This is a genomic window from Deinococcus misasensis DSM 22328 (assembly GCF_000745915.1).
GTDB classification, from domain to species: domain Bacteria; phylum Deinococcota; class Deinococci; order Deinococcales; family Deinococcaceae; genus Deinococcus_C; species Deinococcus_C misasensis.
Genome location: NZ_JQKG01000072.1, coordinates 1 through 13,826 on the forward strand (window position 1 = coordinate 1; position 13,826 = coordinate 13,826).

At 54.7% G+C, this 13,826-nt stretch carries 16 protein-coding genes and 1 pseudogene; 4 read left to right on the forward strand and 13 right to left on the reverse strand.

The genetic code is table 11. The features are described 5' to 3' along the window. Nucleotides 1-236 (reverse strand): helix-turn-helix domain-containing protein (locus Q371_RS22010; protein WP_034344743.1); only part of this gene is annotated, 236 nt, incomplete at its 3' end. A gap of 8 nt (nucleotides 237-244) precedes the next feature. On the opposite strand from Q371_RS22010, the gene Q371_RS22015 reads away from it, so the two are divergent. After that, on the forward strand, nucleotides 245-580 hold the full coding sequence (locus tag Q371_RS22015; protein WP_051965048.1) for a carboxymuconolactone decarboxylase family protein: 336 nt from the start codon (nucleotides 245-247) through the stop codon (nucleotides 578-580). Nucleotides 581-619: 39 nt separating this feature from the next. Here the strand turns inward: Q371_RS22015 and Q371_RS22020 are convergent, their stop codons facing one another. Next, nucleotides 620-1,384, reverse strand: coding sequence for a CPBP family intramembrane glutamic endopeptidase (locus tag Q371_RS22020; RefSeq protein WP_157442879.1), 765 nt, complete (start codon nucleotides 1,382-1,384; stop codon nucleotides 620-622). 125 nt (nucleotides 1,385-1,509) lie between these two features. Continuing rightward, nucleotides 1,510-2,400, reverse strand: a complete 891-nt coding sequence (locus tag Q371_RS22030; protein ID WP_169743909.1) for a LysR family transcriptional regulator — start codon at nucleotides 2,398-2,400, stop codon at nucleotides 1,510-1,512. A 118-nt stretch (nucleotides 2,401-2,518) separates the two neighbouring features. On the opposite strand from Q371_RS22030, the gene Q371_RS22035 reads away from it, so the two are divergent. Continuing rightward, the gene (locus Q371_RS22035; RefSeq protein WP_211253882.1) at nucleotides 2,519-3,445 is read left to right on the forward strand and encodes an NAD(P)/FAD-dependent oxidoreductase; all 927 of its coding nucleotides are present in this window, start codon (nucleotides 2,519-2,521) and stop codon (nucleotides 3,443-3,445) included. After that, nucleotides 3,442-3,885: a peroxiredoxin family protein gene (locus Q371_RS26205; protein ID WP_051965052.1), complete on the forward strand. Its 444-nt coding sequence runs from the start codon at nucleotides 3,442-3,444 to the stop codon at nucleotides 3,883-3,885. Before Q371_RS22035 ends, Q371_RS26205 begins: the two co-directional genes overlap by 4 nt. Nucleotides 3,886-3,913: 28 nt before the next feature. Here Q371_RS26205 and Q371_RS26210 read toward each other — a convergent pair whose 3' ends face one another. The 5 genes from Q371_RS26210 to Q371_RS27385 form a co-directional block, all read right to left on the reverse strand. Then, nucleotides 3,914-4,687 carry a DUF2278 family protein gene (locus Q371_RS26210; protein WP_051965054.1) on the reverse strand — a complete coding sequence of 258 codons (774 nt, stop codon included), beginning with the start codon at nucleotides 4,685-4,687 and terminating at the stop codon, nucleotides 3,914-3,916. A 145-nt stretch (nucleotides 4,688-4,832) separates the two neighbouring features. Continuing rightward, nucleotides 4,833-5,345, reverse strand: a complete 513-nt coding sequence (locus tag Q371_RS22050; protein WP_034344751.1) for a hypothetical protein — start codon at nucleotides 5,343-5,345, stop codon at nucleotides 4,833-4,835. A 472-nt stretch (nucleotides 5,346-5,817) separates the two neighbouring features. Beyond that, the gene (locus Q371_RS26215; RefSeq protein ID WP_051965056.1) at nucleotides 5,818-8,115 is read right to left on the reverse strand and encodes a serine/threonine-protein kinase; all 2,298 of its coding nucleotides are present in this window, start codon (nucleotides 8,113-8,115) and stop codon (nucleotides 5,818-5,820) included. 348 nt (nucleotides 8,116-8,463) lie between these two features. Beyond that, entirely contained in the window at nucleotides 8,464-9,123 is a 660-nt protein-coding gene (locus tag Q371_RS22060) for a M23 family metallopeptidase (protein WP_051965057.1), read from the reverse strand. 483 nt (nucleotides 9,124-9,606) lie between these two features. Beyond that, nucleotides 9,607-9,774: a hypothetical protein gene (locus Q371_RS27385; RefSeq protein ID WP_157442880.1), complete on the reverse strand. Its 168-nt coding sequence runs from the start codon at nucleotides 9,772-9,774 to the stop codon at nucleotides 9,607-9,609. Between Q371_RS27385 and Q371_RS22065 the strand changes: the two genes are divergently transcribed. Further along, nucleotides 9,760-10,125, forward strand: coding sequence for a hypothetical protein (locus Q371_RS22065; protein WP_157442881.1), 366 nt, complete (start codon nucleotides 9,760-9,762; stop codon nucleotides 10,123-10,125). The two genes, Q371_RS27385 and Q371_RS22065, sit on opposite strands and share 15 nt — an antisense overlap. 80 nt (nucleotides 10,126-10,205) lie before the next feature. Here Q371_RS22065 and Q371_RS22070 read toward each other — a convergent pair whose 3' ends face one another. The 5 genes and pseudogenes from Q371_RS22070 to Q371_RS22090 all read right to left on the reverse strand — a co-directional run. Further along, nucleotides 10,206-10,895 carry a PulJ/GspJ family protein gene (locus Q371_RS22070; RefSeq protein WP_034344756.1) on the reverse strand — a complete coding sequence of 230 codons (690 nt, stop codon included), beginning with the start codon at nucleotides 10,893-10,895 and terminating at the stop codon, nucleotides 10,206-10,208. Next, nucleotides 10,892-11,284, reverse strand: a complete 393-nt coding sequence (locus tag Q371_RS22075) for a prepilin-type N-terminal cleavage/methylation domain-containing protein (RefSeq protein WP_034344759.1) — start codon at nucleotides 11,282-11,284, stop codon at nucleotides 10,892-10,894. Before Q371_RS22075 ends, Q371_RS22070 begins: the two co-directional genes overlap by 4 nt. Continuing rightward, nucleotides 11,281-11,733 (reverse strand): pilus assembly FimT family protein, encoded by a 453-nt coding sequence (locus Q371_RS22080; RefSeq protein ID WP_034344762.1) that lies wholly within the window; start codon nucleotides 11,731-11,733, stop codon nucleotides 11,281-11,283. Before Q371_RS22080 ends, Q371_RS22075 begins: the two co-directional genes overlap by 4 nt. Then, entirely contained in the window at nucleotides 11,730-13,430 is a 1,701-nt protein-coding gene (locus tag Q371_RS22085; RefSeq protein ID WP_034344765.1) for a hypothetical protein, read from the reverse strand. The genes Q371_RS22080 and Q371_RS22085 overlap by 4 nt, the downstream gene beginning before the upstream one ends. Before the next feature lie 77 nt (nucleotides 13,431-13,507). Next, nucleotides 13,508-13,826, reverse strand: a pseudogene (locus Q371_RS22090) (IS4 family transposase); the annotation flags it as partial.

The following is a 13,826-nucleotide window of genomic DNA, read 5'->3' on the forward strand; positions in this document are numbered from 1 at the left end:
TGGGATTGTTCGTGTAGGCTCGCTAAACCGTCTGCTTCAAAAGCTCTAAAAGTGTTGCGTACTGTTTGGGTGGCGATTCTCAGGGACCTGGCAATTTGGGAGACCACCTGACCCTCATGGCTGGCCAGCAGAATCTGGCTGCGCCGCACCGTGAAGGCGTCTTTGGATTTGAGCTGATCTTGGATGTGCTGGACTTCTGTTTCGCTGAGGGGTCGGACTTTGACTTTGCTGCCCATAGCTCACTGTGACAGATGACGGACATCTTCACAATCTCACTTGTGATCCTGCATTTGTCAGCACCTATCCAGAGATTGCCCGTGCATACCGTGAACTGGGTGAAGCCGTCCATCTGGAAGGTCCTTTGAATGAACGTGAAAGAAGACTGGTGAAACTCGCCCTTTCGGTGGGTTTTCAGCAGGAAGGGGCTGTGCACAGCCAGACCCGCAAAGGTGTGCAAAGTGGCCTCACAGCAGAGGACATCCGTCATGTGGTGTTGTTGGGCATGACCACTCTGGGTTTTCCAAAGACCATTGCTGCCCTCTCATGGGTGGAGGACATTTTGCAGGAAAACGAAAGCTGAGTCGAGTGGCTCCATGCCCCTTGAATTTGGCATGGATGTTTATTTTTGGGGAAGATTCTGGCGTCCCTGTTTCCAGAGGTCGATTCCAGCCCAGATCCCTGCGAGGGTGGTGATGGCTCCCATCACATTCAGCATGAGGGGTCCCACCCCGAGGTTCACCATGGCAATGTCCAAAAGCCCGTGGAACACCGCCAGCACAGGCAGGCTCCCACGGGTTTTTTCATAGAGCCATGCGGTGAGCAAAGCCCCACAGGTCAGGCTGAACAACCATCCCAAAAGCATCGGTCCCATGCTCTGGTAGGTGGGGTTGGTCAGGATCAGGGGCAGGTGCCAGACGGCCCAGAAAGGCAACACCAGCAGGGATGCCTTCAGGCCAGAGAAACGCTCTTTGAGGAGTGGATACAGAAATCCGCGCCAGCCGACCTCCTCACCAAAACCATAAAACAGCACCTCACACAGCACCAGTGCAGCAAAAGGTAAATGGGGGTACTCCTGTACTTTCAAGAAATTGCCCCACAAGACCATGGGCGTGAAAGGCAAAGCCAGCACCATCAGCAGCAGAGGACTGAGGGCCAAAAGCCACCCTGTCCAGCCCACATTCACATGCAGGATGTTTTTTTGCAGGGTCTTCAATTGAGAAGGGGCCACCAGTACGCACACGAACAATGCCGACAGGGCAGGTCCGAGGCTTCCCACAAAATGCAAATAGGGAAGGGGATCAGGGATTCCTTGCAGGTTGGCCACCACTCTGGGCATCCAGATCAGCCATGAAAAAACGAAAGCCAGAGCAGCAAAAACGCTCACCCTGACCGACCACAAGGTGTTCAATGTTGGTTTTACAGTGTTTTTCGATGTGTTTTTCGATGTGTTCAAGGGACACCCCCTGAATTTCAGGATAGGCCACAACTTTTCTGCAGATGTCCCTGTCTTCAGTTTGGATGTTGGATGTTCAAGTGTTCTTGCAGCATCTGGATCAATCCTTTCAGTGCAGGATGGTTGCCTGCCTTCCACACCAGCTGAAAAGTACACTGCACAGGAGGATCAAAATCCAGAAAGCTGACCGAAGCAGGTGCATGTTGCTGTTGCCCTCGGGTCACCACAGCCGCACCCATTCCAGCCTGCACCAGAGCCAGAGCGCTTTGTTCCGACATCACCTTTTGCACGAAATCGTGGGTGCGGTGGCCGACCGGGACCACCTCGTCCAGCAAAGCCTGCAACTCCGGGCAATGTTGCCAGTCATAGCCGATCAGGGGTACCTGCTGGGCAGATTTGCGTGACACCACCGCATGTTCAGCCAGAGGGTGCCCTTTGGGAACAGCCAGAGCCAAAGAATGCTGCTGCAAATCCAGATGCTGTAATCCCTCTGGAAGACCCACAGCAGTCACAATGCCTGCATCCAGTTGCCCCTTTTGAATGCGTGAGAGGAGGTCCCGGACCGTCAATTCATGCAGTTGCAATTCCAGATGGGGGAGGGCCTGACATGCACGCAGGAAGGTGGGAAGCACCTCTGGGACAGCCGAAGGAAGGTATCCGATGCTCAGGGTTCCGGCTCCACCTTCGGCCACTTTGCGGGTCAATTCGATGGCTTCATCGAGCTGTTGCAGCAGGTGTTTGCTGCGGGCATAAAACACCTCTCCGGGCAGGGTCAGTTCCACTTTGCGTGAAGTGCGCCTGAACAACACCACCCCGAGTTGGTCCTCAAGGCGTTTGATGGCCTGACTGAGCGGTTGTGGTGCAAGGTGCAGAGCCTGTGCTGCACGTCCAAAGTGCAATTCATCGGCCACGGCAACAAAATAACGCAACAAACGGACCTCGATCATCATGAACATGATACGTGATGATCAGGCATGAAAATGGTGATGGACATGCATGATGCTCCCCTGTACCCTGAAGGCATCCCCAACCGTTCAGGACATCTGAACAGAAAGAGGCTTTCTCGTGGAGGGTTCGACCCATGTTCCCCTGATTGTGGTGGGCTCCGGTCCTGCTGGACTGACCGCTGCCCTTTATGCTGCCCGAGCGAGGGTGAACCCTCTGGTCATCCGTGGACCTCTGCCCGGAGGACAGGTCACCCACTCGCAGCAGATCGACAATTTTCCCGGCTTTCCAGAAGGCATTTCTGGATTTGAACTGGCCACACGCATGGAAGAACACGCCAGCACATATGGTGCCCGCTTTCACGATGCTTTCGTGACCCGTGTGGACCTGCAAAAAACACCTTATCGCCTTTACACCGATGACGGTTTGCTCTGGACTGCTGATGCCTTGATCCTGTGCACTGGAGCCACCCCCAGAGCGCTCGGGGTGCCCGGTGAATCCCTTGCTGGTGTCGAGCATTGTGCCACCTGCGATGGTCCCCTGTATGCAGACCGGACGGTGGTGGTGGTTGGAGGAGGGAGCACCGCATTCACCGATGCCCTCCAGTTGTCCCACTATGCCCGAGAGGTGCTTTTGGTTCACCGCTCTGATCGCTACCGTGCCGAGCAGGTGCTGCAAGAACAGGTGCAAAACACCTCCAACATCCAACTGCTGCCCCACCACACCGTGCAGTCCATTCTGGGCACCGAGCAGGTGCAAGCCGTCCAACTGAAAAACGCCCATTCCACTTTCGTTTTGCCCACCGATGCGGTTTTTGTGTGCATCGGTTCGGTGCCCAACACGTGGCTTTTTGAAGGCCAATTGCGGTTGGATCAGCAAGGTTTGATCCTGACCAATGCCTTCATGCAAACCTCTCTGGTTGGGGTTTATGCCGCAGGAGAGGTGCAGGAAAGCCAATTCAAGCAGGCGATCACCAGCGCAGGAGACGGTGCCAGAGCTGCCCTGCACGCCATTCAACACCTTCATCTTTCAAGGAGCATGTCATGACCCGCCCCCTCACCCAGCTTGCCCCCACCTTTCAATTGCAAACCAGCCACGGACCTGTTCAACTGGTGGATTACCGTGGAAAACAAAAAGTGCTGATGTATTTCATGCGTGAATTCAACTGTCCAATGTGCACCAAGGTCGTGTTGCACCTCAAACGCATGCATCCAGAGCTTCAGGCCCACAACATTCAGGTGCTGGTTCTGGGTGGAGGAGACGAGAAAGCCGCCCACACCTTGCAGAAACGCTTTGATTTGCCGTTTCCTGTGGCTGCAGACCCCAACCGCAACATCTACCGGGCATACAGTCTGGAAAAAACCCTCGGGCTTCTGCAGTGGAACGGCACCGTTCTGGTGGATCTGGATGGAAAAATCGTCTACCAGAGGGTTTCACAGAGACCCGGAGGCAGTTTTGACGAGGTGGAATTGAAAACCCACTGGTGATTCAAATGTTGCAGGGTGGTCAGCACAGCTAATCCAGAGCGTGCCCACTCTGGTCATCGGTGTACCAGGACTGGTTCTGAAAGGCCAGAAACACCCCCACCCAGCGGTTTTCGTGCGGAAAGTGGAACAAGAGCCCTCCATCCTGATGGATCCCATCGGCGGCTTTGAAACGCGGTTCGTTGCCCTGATTCATGTGGATGTCATGGAGGCCAAATTGCCTGCCCGGATCCTCCTCAAAAGGGAAAACGGGTGGCCTGCCCGGATCGAAAGGCTTCGGCATCCACATTTCGCCAAACACATACACGAAAGCCCCCCTCTGGTCTCTGGCCTTGCTGAACAGGACCCTGAGGTGGTCCTGCAAATCGTCCAGTTTTCCGGGTGCAGAAGGAGGCAAAGTTTGCATCAGGGCTGGATCAAACAGCCCCGAGCGCACATAATCCAGCCGAATTTCGGTGTGGGTAGGTGCGGGGCGCAAGGCCAAAGCCCCCACTTCCAGAAACTGGCGTTCTGCTCTGGTGAGCGGTCTGGTGGTCAGGATTTTTTCGGCCTCCTGCTGGAAGTGGTTTTCCAGATGCAGGGTCAGTGGATGCTGAAAGTCCGGTTCAATCAAGAAGCGCACATGGCTGTCCTCAGGGTGTGTGCTGCTCGCTCTGGACAGCACATTGATGGCCAGTTGCAGGTCACGCACCTGACCGTTCAAAAAGGTCTGCCCATGCACCCGATGGTGCACCGATCCGCTCTGGCGGTTGGCCGAACGCTGTGCAACAATGCGGGTTTTGGCAATCCAGTAATCGATCGGCATGCAGTCAGGACAGGGAAGAGGAGAAGAGGCTCTGGCCTTCAGTGTACCCTGCCCAGAGGGAAAAGCAGGCTCGGGGTGGGATCAATAAGAAGGCTGCCCAAAAGGCAGCCTTCTTCATTTTTGGCTTTCAGAAATGCGTTTTCGCTCAAGGGGTGAAAAAACGCCCATCAAAACGGGCCAGAGCGTCACGTACCCGCTCTTCCTGCACGCTGTCTTCGGCGTCCACACTGAGCAGGATTTTGCCGTCCCTGTAAGCATCCTGATAAAAACGCACTTCACGGTCTGCATGGTCGTTGTCATGGTGGTTGATGGGGTTCACATCGTCCCTGAGGTGGTGTTGCAACAGGGCTCCAGCGGCAACAGCAGTGGCACCCGGAGACCCCAACCCCCCGAGTCCCACCGGAACACCAACACTGACAGCAGGGGGAACCACAAATCCGATGTCTCCTGCCCGGTCGTCCTGACCTTCCAGAACCGGGTTGACCCGAGCATCTCCACCTTCACGAACGGTGCCATCAGGGTCAGGACGCACATTTGCGGAACCGTCTCCACGGTGTTGCAGGCTCAGGTGCTGGTCGGCAATCCCGAGGGAGCGGAGTTCTTGCAGGGCAGATTGGGCCTGTTGTTCAGAATCAAAAGCAGCAGTGATGCGTGACATGTTGAAACCTCCTGAGGTTTAAAAATTCGCTTCAGGTTTCAGTATGGCTCTGGGAAAGGGTTTTTTCTGTTGGACTTCCCACTTACTGCAGGGTCATCCTAAAGTCAGACCATTGGCAGGCCCATTGAAGAAGCGGTCAGCAGTCAGCCCTCAGCTTTCAGCAAAAAAGACCATCCAGAGGCTTTTGCTTTCGAAAAAAGCAAGCCAAAGTGCAAAGTCCTCTCTGGTTTCCAAATGCAAGGTGCATCAAACAGACTTTCCTTCCGCCTGCTGGCTCTCACTGTTGATCTCACCCAAACAGCGACTTGGTGTTTACCCTAACACTTGCTGCTTTGTTCCAGAATGTTCTTTTTTCTTTGTAACTGCTTTCAGCAGAAGTGAGTTCAACTCACTTCTGCTTGAGCAAAGCGAATGGAAAGGTCAGGACAGTAGAGTGAGGTTCAAGCAACATCTGCTCAACTCAGAAGATGCCCTAAAAAATCTTCCAGCGGGGTTTGAGCAATTTTCGCAAACGGTCTGCAGCCTCTTCAGACCCCTGATCTTGGGCCAACTGGTAGCACTCGATGGCCAACTGGCGGTCCTTGAAGGTGCCCCTTCCCTGCTCGTACATGCGCCCGAGCTGCAAGAGGGCTTCGCTGTGGTTTTGATCGGCGGCTTTTTTGTGCCACTCGAAGGCCAGTGCGTCGTCTCTGGGCACGCCATGTCCTTTTTCCAGCAACTGCCCGAGGCTGAACTGGGCTTCGGATTCGCCTTGCTCTGCGGATTTGAGGAACCAACGGAAAGCCTGATTGTGGTCCTGTTCGACCCCTCTGCCTTCTTCGTAGAGCAGGGCCAGATTGTACTGTGCGGTGGCGTTGCCTCCCTGTGCAGCAAGCCTGTACCATTGGAAGGCCTGCGCGAGACTTTGCATCACCCCTCTACCGTGCTCGTACAGCATTGCAAGGTTGTTCTGGGCCACCAGATGCCCCTGATCCGCTGCCCGCCTGTACCAGAGCGCAGCCTGTGCAGGCTCGGGTTTCACAAGGGTCCCTTCATCGAGCAGGAGGCCCATTTTGAACTGTGCATCCAGCACCCCTCCCTGAGCGGCTTTCTCAAAGCATTTGAGGGCCTGATGCCCGTCTTGTGCGATGCCCAGACCCTGCTCAAGGCAAAGCCCGTACTGGTGCAAGGCTTCCAGATGCCCCTGATCGGCGGCTTTGCGGTACCAGTACGCTGCCTGATGCAACTGGATGGAGGTTCCTTTGCCTTCTGCGTACATGCCTGCCACTTTGAACTGCGCGTCCCTGTGGGCTTGCTGCGCAGCCTTCTGGTACCAGAACAGGGCCTGAGGCAGGTTGTTCTGCTGTTCCTCCAGTTGCCCAAGGGTGAATTGTGCCCCCACATCCCCCTGATCGGCGGCTTTTTCGTACCAGAGCAGGGCTTCTTTGAAGTCCACAGGCACCCCGAGGCCCTTTTCGTACATGCGGGCCAGTTTGGTCTGGGCTTTCAGATGGTTTTGCCTTGCGGCTTTGCGGTACCAGTCAAAGGCTTGCACCAGACTCTGGGTGACTCCGGTGCCATGCTCGTACAGCACTGCCAGATTGTACTGGGCAATGGCGTGTCCTTGCTCTGCTGCTGCACGAAAAAGCCTTGCCGCCTCGGTGTGGCTTTGCACCACCCCACGCCCTTTCATGTACAGGAACCCGAGGTCGTTTTGTGCAGAGGGGTGCCCCTGATCTGCGGCCCTGCGGTACCACTGGGCCGCCACTTTTTCGTCTCTGGGGACCCCCTCGCCTTGCTGGTGTTTGACCCCTCTGGCGTACATCTCATCTGCGGAAGGCTCAGGAAGGGTGGGTTTGGACGGAGGGGCTTTCTGACCTCCCAGCAACTGGCGGATCTCTGCTGCACTCTGGGGTCGGTCCTGAATTTGCAAAGACAGGGACCGCAAGATCATGCTTCTCAGCGGATGTTTCTCTGGCAACGGGAGGGGCTCCAGAGTGGCTCCAGTCACCCGGTCAATGGAGGCAGGAGGTGCTTTTCCCAGCAAGGCATGGTACAGGGTGGCAGCCAGAGAGTAAAAATCTGTGTAAGCTCCGGTTTTTGCAGCGGTGGCGTACTGCTCCAGAGGGGCGTAACCCGGCGTGACCATGCGCGTGTGGTTGCTGGTTTTGTTGGCCTCGAAGTGGCGTGCTGTGCCAAAATCAATCAGGACCACCCGACCTCCAGAGGCCATGAAAATGTTCTCGGGTTTGATGTCGCGGTGCAGCATTCCGGCCCGGTGTACGGTGTCCAGCGCCTCAATCACTTGCAAACACACTTCCAGAGCCTGATGTGGGGTCAGTTTGCCATGTTCGTGGATGTGCTCTGCAAGGGTCTGTCCGGTCAGGTGCTCCATCACCAGATAACCGGTGTTGTTTTCCTCAAAGCCATCCAGCACCTTCACGATGTTGGGGTGGTCAAAACCCGTCAGCAGTTGGGCTTCTCTGGAAAAGCGGGCTTTTTCTTGCTCGAAGCTTTCCATTTGCGAGGCGACCACCTGACTTGCGTTGCCCCGAGTGGTCATGCCGTCCACATACAGCTCTTTGATGGCAACTGTTCGCCCTAAAAAGGTGTTGGCCCCGAGGTAGGTGATGCCAAAGCCTCCCCGTCCCAGAACCCTGCCGACGGTGTATTTTCCCCCGTGCAGTTTGGTGCCCACAGGCAGGTGGACTTTCAGAAGCCAGCCACAGATTGGGCATCGGTTGGGGTCGTCAGAGAGGGTGTTGTGGCAGTGCGGACAGATCACAGGCATGTGCTGCTTCAGTTTAGCCCAGTTTTTCATGGGATTTTGCAGGATTTGCTCTCAGGGGCAGAACAAGTCTGACTTTTGGTAGGTCACTTGAAGAAGCGTTCAGCGATCAGCCATCAGCGGTCAGCAAAAAGCTCACCTTGAGGCTTTTGCAAACAGCAAAATCAAAAGGCACCAAATGAAAGCCCACTCAGATTTGAAGCTCAAAAGGCAGCAAGCAAACTTTCCTTCTGGCTGACCGCTGATGGCTCTTTGTGTTGGCATGCCCTGACAGCGACTTTAGGCTGACCCTGGCCTTCAGGGGCAGATGGCACAGGGCCTCAAGTTGGGCCTGTCATCTGCAAAACACCATCACCTGCGGGACAGCAGGTTCAGGGGATTCAGCTCACTGCCGTTTTTGTACACGCGGAAGTCGAGGTGTGCGCCTGTGGAAAACCCGGTGGAACCCACCAGAGCGATGCGCTGTCCGGCCTCCACCACCATGCCTGCAGAGACCAGCAGGCGGCTGTTGTGGCTGTAACGGGTGCTCCATCCGTCTCCATGGTCGATCACGATTGTGAAGCCGTATCCGGTGTTGTCAAATTTGGCGGTGCGCACCACGCCTCCTCTGGAAGCGATCACAGGGGTTCCCGTGGCTGCTGCAATGTCAATGGCAGGGTGGTAGTTGCTGCCGGCCACCCAGATGTTGCGGTAACCAAAACCACTGGTGATGCGCCCATTGACCGGCCACATCCAGCCACTGCTCTGCCCGTAACTGGCTTTTTTGATGGTGCTTTTTTGCTGGGCTGCCTTTTTGATTTTGTTGGGCAGCACAATTTTCTGGCCCACCCTCAGGCTGTTGGGGTTTTTCAGGGAGGGGTTCAGGTCGCGGATGGCGTCCATGTTGACACCCTGCTTCTGAGCGATGCGGCTCAGGGTGTCGCCGGTTTTGACGGTGTACACCGTTTTGGCCATTGCGTTTGAGGCAGCACAAAGGACGGCGAGCACGACGAAAAGGGGTTTGAAGGACATGGGGCTCCTGCAGAATTTTAAGGGGATGGGATTGGGCATCATTGGCCCGGTCTTCAGCATAGCTTCAGGTGGTGAGGCATCTGTGAACAAACTGAACTCAAAATGAAGGCCTGCATGAGAATTTTCTGAATTCTTTTGTACACTTTGTGCTCAAATGCCTGAAAAGACCACAGCCAGAGTCTTGGTTCCCCAGAGAGAGGGCGAAAAGCAGACTTCATTCCAGAATTTGAAACAGTCAATAAAACGTCTGTAAAGGTTCCTGGAGGGGATGAAAGGCAAAAAAATCACTGGTATGGAAATCTCTTGTAAAAAACACTTAATATCAGCAATTCATTCTGACAAAATCATTGCAGGCCATTGATCTTCAAACCAGAGACAAAAATCACCATAGATTTTGAAAATCTTGTTGAGTGAATGTTCAGCCATTCGCTCAAAGTTCAGACCTTGCTCAGCAGACTCCAATCTTGAGACGGGTCAAAAGCACTACTCTGGAGACATCCAGCTCAAACTGTGCAGATCCTGCAGGTCAGGGTCTTTCTGAATCCCCCAAACCCCAAAACCCACTTCTCCTCTGGTCTGTCCAGAGGTCACCACACCCGCCGGGCAAAACCGCTTTTTGCCCTCCGAGGAGGCTTCATGCAGCACCAACATGTTTCCCGATTCACTTGCAAGAATTCCGATGGCAGCTTTCAGGGTTGCGACATCGATTTTTACTTCACCCCCGACCGTCAGGAAGTGGTGGTGTATTTGAATGTTCCACGTCACGCCCCTCAACCCGAGTGGCACCGCATGGTCAACCAGTTTTACCGCCAGCACCTGTACCGCCTGCTGACCCCAGCAAGCCGATTGACTTTTTATGTGGTGGACGCCCATCAGCAATGCCAGTTCTTGCACCTCGGGGGTTTGCCCGGCGGCTACACCTCCAGCCATGTGGACACCCACCGTCAGGTGTTGCCTGCCAGCAGGAGTGGGGCCTCGGGATCCGTGCTCCGCGCCCAATAAACCGCAGTCACGAGCAACCACAAAACACCATGAAAAAGAAAGGACGTGCTGACCAGCACGTCCTTTCTCTGTTTGAAGGGTCAGTTGCGCATCGTGATGTTCAGGGATTGGGGTCCAGAGATGGGCACATAGCGGGTTTTGTTCATGACCCGTGATGCCGATTGCAACCTCAAAGTGAATTGAGACAGGTTCGTGGTGCTTCGTATGAAAGGGGTGTAGGTGGTTCCATTGGCTTGCACTTTGGAAATCTGGTCTGCCACAAGGTACCACGATGCATTGCTGATGTTGGTGGGAGCAGTGGGAGCAGTTGCAGGACAGGCTCCAGCCTGGCACACCACAGAACGGTACTCTTTGATCACCCAGGTGTTGCTGTCTGCCCAACTGTTGGTGTTTTTGTATTCTGTAGGGAGCGTGCTGCGGTCTTCCATTCGGTACACCAGCATCAGGTAAGCATCAATTTTGGAAGGGTTGGCGGTATCGCTGCCCTGCGAAACAGGAACCATGATGCCAAAGCAAGGATTGGTTGTGCTGGTGATGCTGCAGGCCAGACCGTTGACGGTCATGGAGGTTTGAAAGGATGTGGACTGTCGCACCATGTCGCCCATGTAACCTGTCGCTTCCACCAGAGAGGTCAGCTGCGCAGAATTGTCTTGCTGTCTGCTGCTGAATTGCAAGGTGTTGGACTCGATGGACATCACCATGGTGAGGATGAAACCCAGCATCAGCATGGAGATCAGCATCTCCACAAGGGTCACGCCAGCCTGTTTCATTCGGGCCTCCCAAATTCAGTTGCAAACACCAAATTTGATTTCTTGGGTGCAGTGCATGTGAGCACCACCCGTTTCCGCAGGGCCACACCGGGTGCAGTGATGTTGTCTGGATCAGAAAAGACAGGGACGCAGGTGTAAATGCCTGAAACAAATTGTGCGATGGGGGGATTGGTGGTGGAGGCCGTGTCAAAAGTGGTTTTGGTTTGCATGGCAAAAGACAGGTCTTCCATGTAAGCCTTCACCCGCAAAGTCACGGTCTGGTCCACATTGGCGTCCCGATTGATTTTGCTGATGGGAATCACTTGCAGTGAAAGGGCACTGATCAACAGCACTACCACCAGACTGACCAGAATTTCAATGAGGGTCAGACCCTGTTGGGTTTGTTTCATTTGACAATCACCTTGCCAATCAGACCCACCACAGTCACGGTGCGGGTGACGGATGCGTTCTGTGAAGAGACCAGAGTGAAAGACTGCAGGTTGGGACCTGCTGTGCCTGAGGTCGGAAGGGTGGTGCCATAAGGACCATGGAATGTCACAGTGCCTGTTGAGCTTGAAGAGAAAACCACTCCATCAGGCAACCTGTAATTGACATTGCTGATTTTGTAGGTTCTGCTGGACGCTGTGACTTCAATTGTTCTGGTGGTGTTCAGGCGTTTGGCTTCGAAATGCTGGGATTGCACATCGCTGGCAAATTGCTGAGCGGCTTCTTTCACTTTTGTTTGGACCAGATACCGGTTGGTTGGTCCCCAGACGATTGCAGTGAGCACGGCCATGATGGCCATCACGACCAGCATTTCCAGCAAAGTGAATCCAGAGGTGCGGTGTGAAGTGATCATTTTTGCCTCCAGGTGGCTTTGAGGGGGGTCACCCGAGTGACGGCAAGGTGCCGGCCACGTTCCAGAAACACCCGGTTGTCGTAATTGATGGTCATGGTGCCCCCTGCAGAAGTTCCAGAGGTGATCACTTGACCTTCCACAACCACTGCTCCGTTGACAATGGCGTTCCCCTGGTTGCGGAAGTCGCCCATCACATAGAGCAGACCGGTGAAATTGCCCCCTCTGGCACAGGTGCCGTTCAGGTTGAGGTTCCCTGTGATGATCAGGATGCCGGTTCCACACAGGTCGTTGATGCTGTAAGAGTTGTTGTTGGTGGCGAATTGGTTGGCCGGTCCAACCCAGTTCACCTGATCCAGCACAGTTGCTGGAGGCAGGTCGTATCTCTGGGAAAGGTCATATACATTTTGTTTGGTTTTTCCACTGAAGGTTTGCATGAACAGCTGTTCGCCACCCTTAATGTTGGTGTTGAAGGCTGCTGCACTGGGAAGCATGGTCGAAGATCCGCCACCAGTGATTCCGCCAGCAGAAGATGCCCCTGGCACATAACGGCTGATTCCGGTGCCTTCCTGCAAAGAATCCAGAAGGGCGGCTGTCACACTGCTGGTGCCTGTCAGGCCACTGCCCACAGCTGTTGCTGGATACCTGATGTCCAGATAGCCGGTGATGAGGTTGCCGGGCGACTCGTATCCCAGAGCGGTGACCTGAGCAGAGTACATCAGGCTGTTGATGCGGAAATAGATCACATCGCCCACATAAAATCCAGTGGGGTCACTGACCCGAACTCGGGCACTGACGGCATCTTTGAAAGCCACCACAGGGGTGACGGTGGTGCCTTCTGCACTGGACCGGACAGCAAATTGCACCAGATCCACGGCGGTGTTGTTGGTGACATTGGTGCTGCTGGTAGAGGTGTATGGCCCAGGTACCCTTTTCAAGATGTACCTGCGGGCCGTGTCGCTGTAGTTGCTGGCACGTTCTTGCAGACGGAAAAAGTATCCGTTGATGCGCACGTAACTGCCAGCGGTCAGGTAAGAGTCACTGTTGAATTGCGCAGTGACCGTGCTGCCTACTGCTGGAACCGTGAAGCCAGCGCCCACATTGGTGAGGGTGGTCAGGATGCCGTTTTCAGTGCTGGAGAGGCCTGCGGAGGTTCCAGGTGCCCCATAGAGTTTGGAGTTTCCGCCGAAATCAATGTTCGGGAAGCTGGTCAATGCTGCTGGAATGGAGAGGTTGGTGGTGGGGGGTTTGAGCACACTGAAGTCTTGCAGCAACACTTTGGTGTTTCCCGAGGTGGAGGTGCTGGTCGACTGCAGGGTGATGGTGTTGGAGGAAGAATAAAATCCCACCACTCTGACATCCACCGTGTCACCATTGGGAAGCGCGTATGCGGTCAGTCTGCCGGGTGCTGGCATGCTGAGGGGGCAGGCTCCGATGTTGTTGCCAGGGGCACGGGTGCCTTGAACATAGCAATCAAAATCCTCTGTGCGACCTGTGTACCGGGCCAGTTGAATCCGGGGGGCAAAACTTTTCAGCCCTGCATCTGCACTCAGCATGGAAGAGTAAGCCATGCGTTCGTATCCCGAGCCTTTGCGGGCCAGTCCCGCTGTGTTGGAAATCAGTGCCACGACGGAACCAATGACGATGACCGACACCAGCATCACAATGATCAGAGAACTTCCGGCTGTTTTGTTCTGCATTCGTCACCTTCCAGAGTAAAAAAGAACACCGGACCCCGAATTGGGCCCAGATGTCTTGAGACTTTGTATGCGGAGTCTCAGTACCCGACAAGTTTGGGGAACAAAAGCTGAAGGCCTTCCAGTAAAGCCCACAATGGCTTCCTGAATAACTCCAGCAGCAGAGAAATCCCCACCCGAAAGACACTCCGGGCCAAACGACCATGTTTCTTTTTTGGAATCTGAACCCTTTCGCCCAGTTTCACCGCCCACACGAACACCACTGCCAGTAGGCACACCAAACGTTCCAGGTGCCGAGCATCCGTCATGTGGGTGTTCTCCAGCCGAAAACCCAGAGACTTGAGGTTCTTGAAAAGACATTCAATCCGGAACCTTTTCAAATAACGTTCAAGCAAAAGG

Bases quoted from the DNA above. Each gene is read 5' to 3' on its own strand.
- Q371_RS22030 (WP_169743909.1), bottom strand. From the start codon at position 2,400: ATGATCGAGGTCCGTTTGTTGCGTTATTTTGTTGCCGTGGCCGATGAA.
- Q371_RS26205 (WP_051965052.1), top strand. From the start codon at position 3,442: ATGACCCGCCCCCTCACCCAGCTTGCCCCCACCTTTCAATTGCAAACC.
- Q371_RS26210 (WP_051965054.1), bottom strand. From the start codon at position 4,687: ATGCCGATCGATTACTGGATTGCCAAAACCCGCATTGTTGCACAGCGT.
- Q371_RS22050 (WP_034344751.1), bottom strand. From the start codon at position 5,345: ATGTCACGCATCACTGCTGCTTTTGATTCTGAACAACAGGCCCAATCT.
- Q371_RS26215 (WP_051965056.1), bottom strand. From the start codon at position 8,115: ATGCCTGTGATCTGTCCGCACTGCCACAACACCCTCTCTGACGACCCC.
- Q371_RS22060 (WP_051965057.1), bottom strand. From the start codon at position 9,123: ATGTCCTTCAAACCCCTTTTCGTCGTGCTCGCCGTCCTTTGTGCTGCC.
- Q371_RS22065 (WP_157442881.1), top strand. From the start codon at position 9,760: ATGCAGCACCAACATGTTTCCCGATTCACTTGCAAGAATTCCGATGGC.
- Q371_RS27385 (WP_157442880.1), bottom strand. From the start codon at position 9,774: ATGTTGGTGCTGCATGAAGCCTCCTCGGAGGGCAAAAAGCGGTTTTGC.
- Q371_RS22070 (WP_034344756.1), bottom strand. From the start codon at position 10,895: ATGAAACAGGCTGGCGTGACCCTTGTGGAGATGCTGATCTCCATGCTG.
- Q371_RS22075 (WP_034344759.1), bottom strand. From the start codon at position 11,284: ATGAAACAAACCCAACAGGGTCTGACCCTCATTGAAATTCTGGTCAGT.
- Q371_RS22080 (WP_034344762.1), bottom strand. From the start codon at position 11,733: ATGATCACTTCACACCGCACCTCTGGATTCACTTTGCTGGAAATGCTG.
- Q371_RS22085 (WP_034344765.1), bottom strand. From the start codon at position 13,430: ATGCAGAACAAAACAGCCGGAAGTTCTCTGATCATTGTGATGCTGGTG.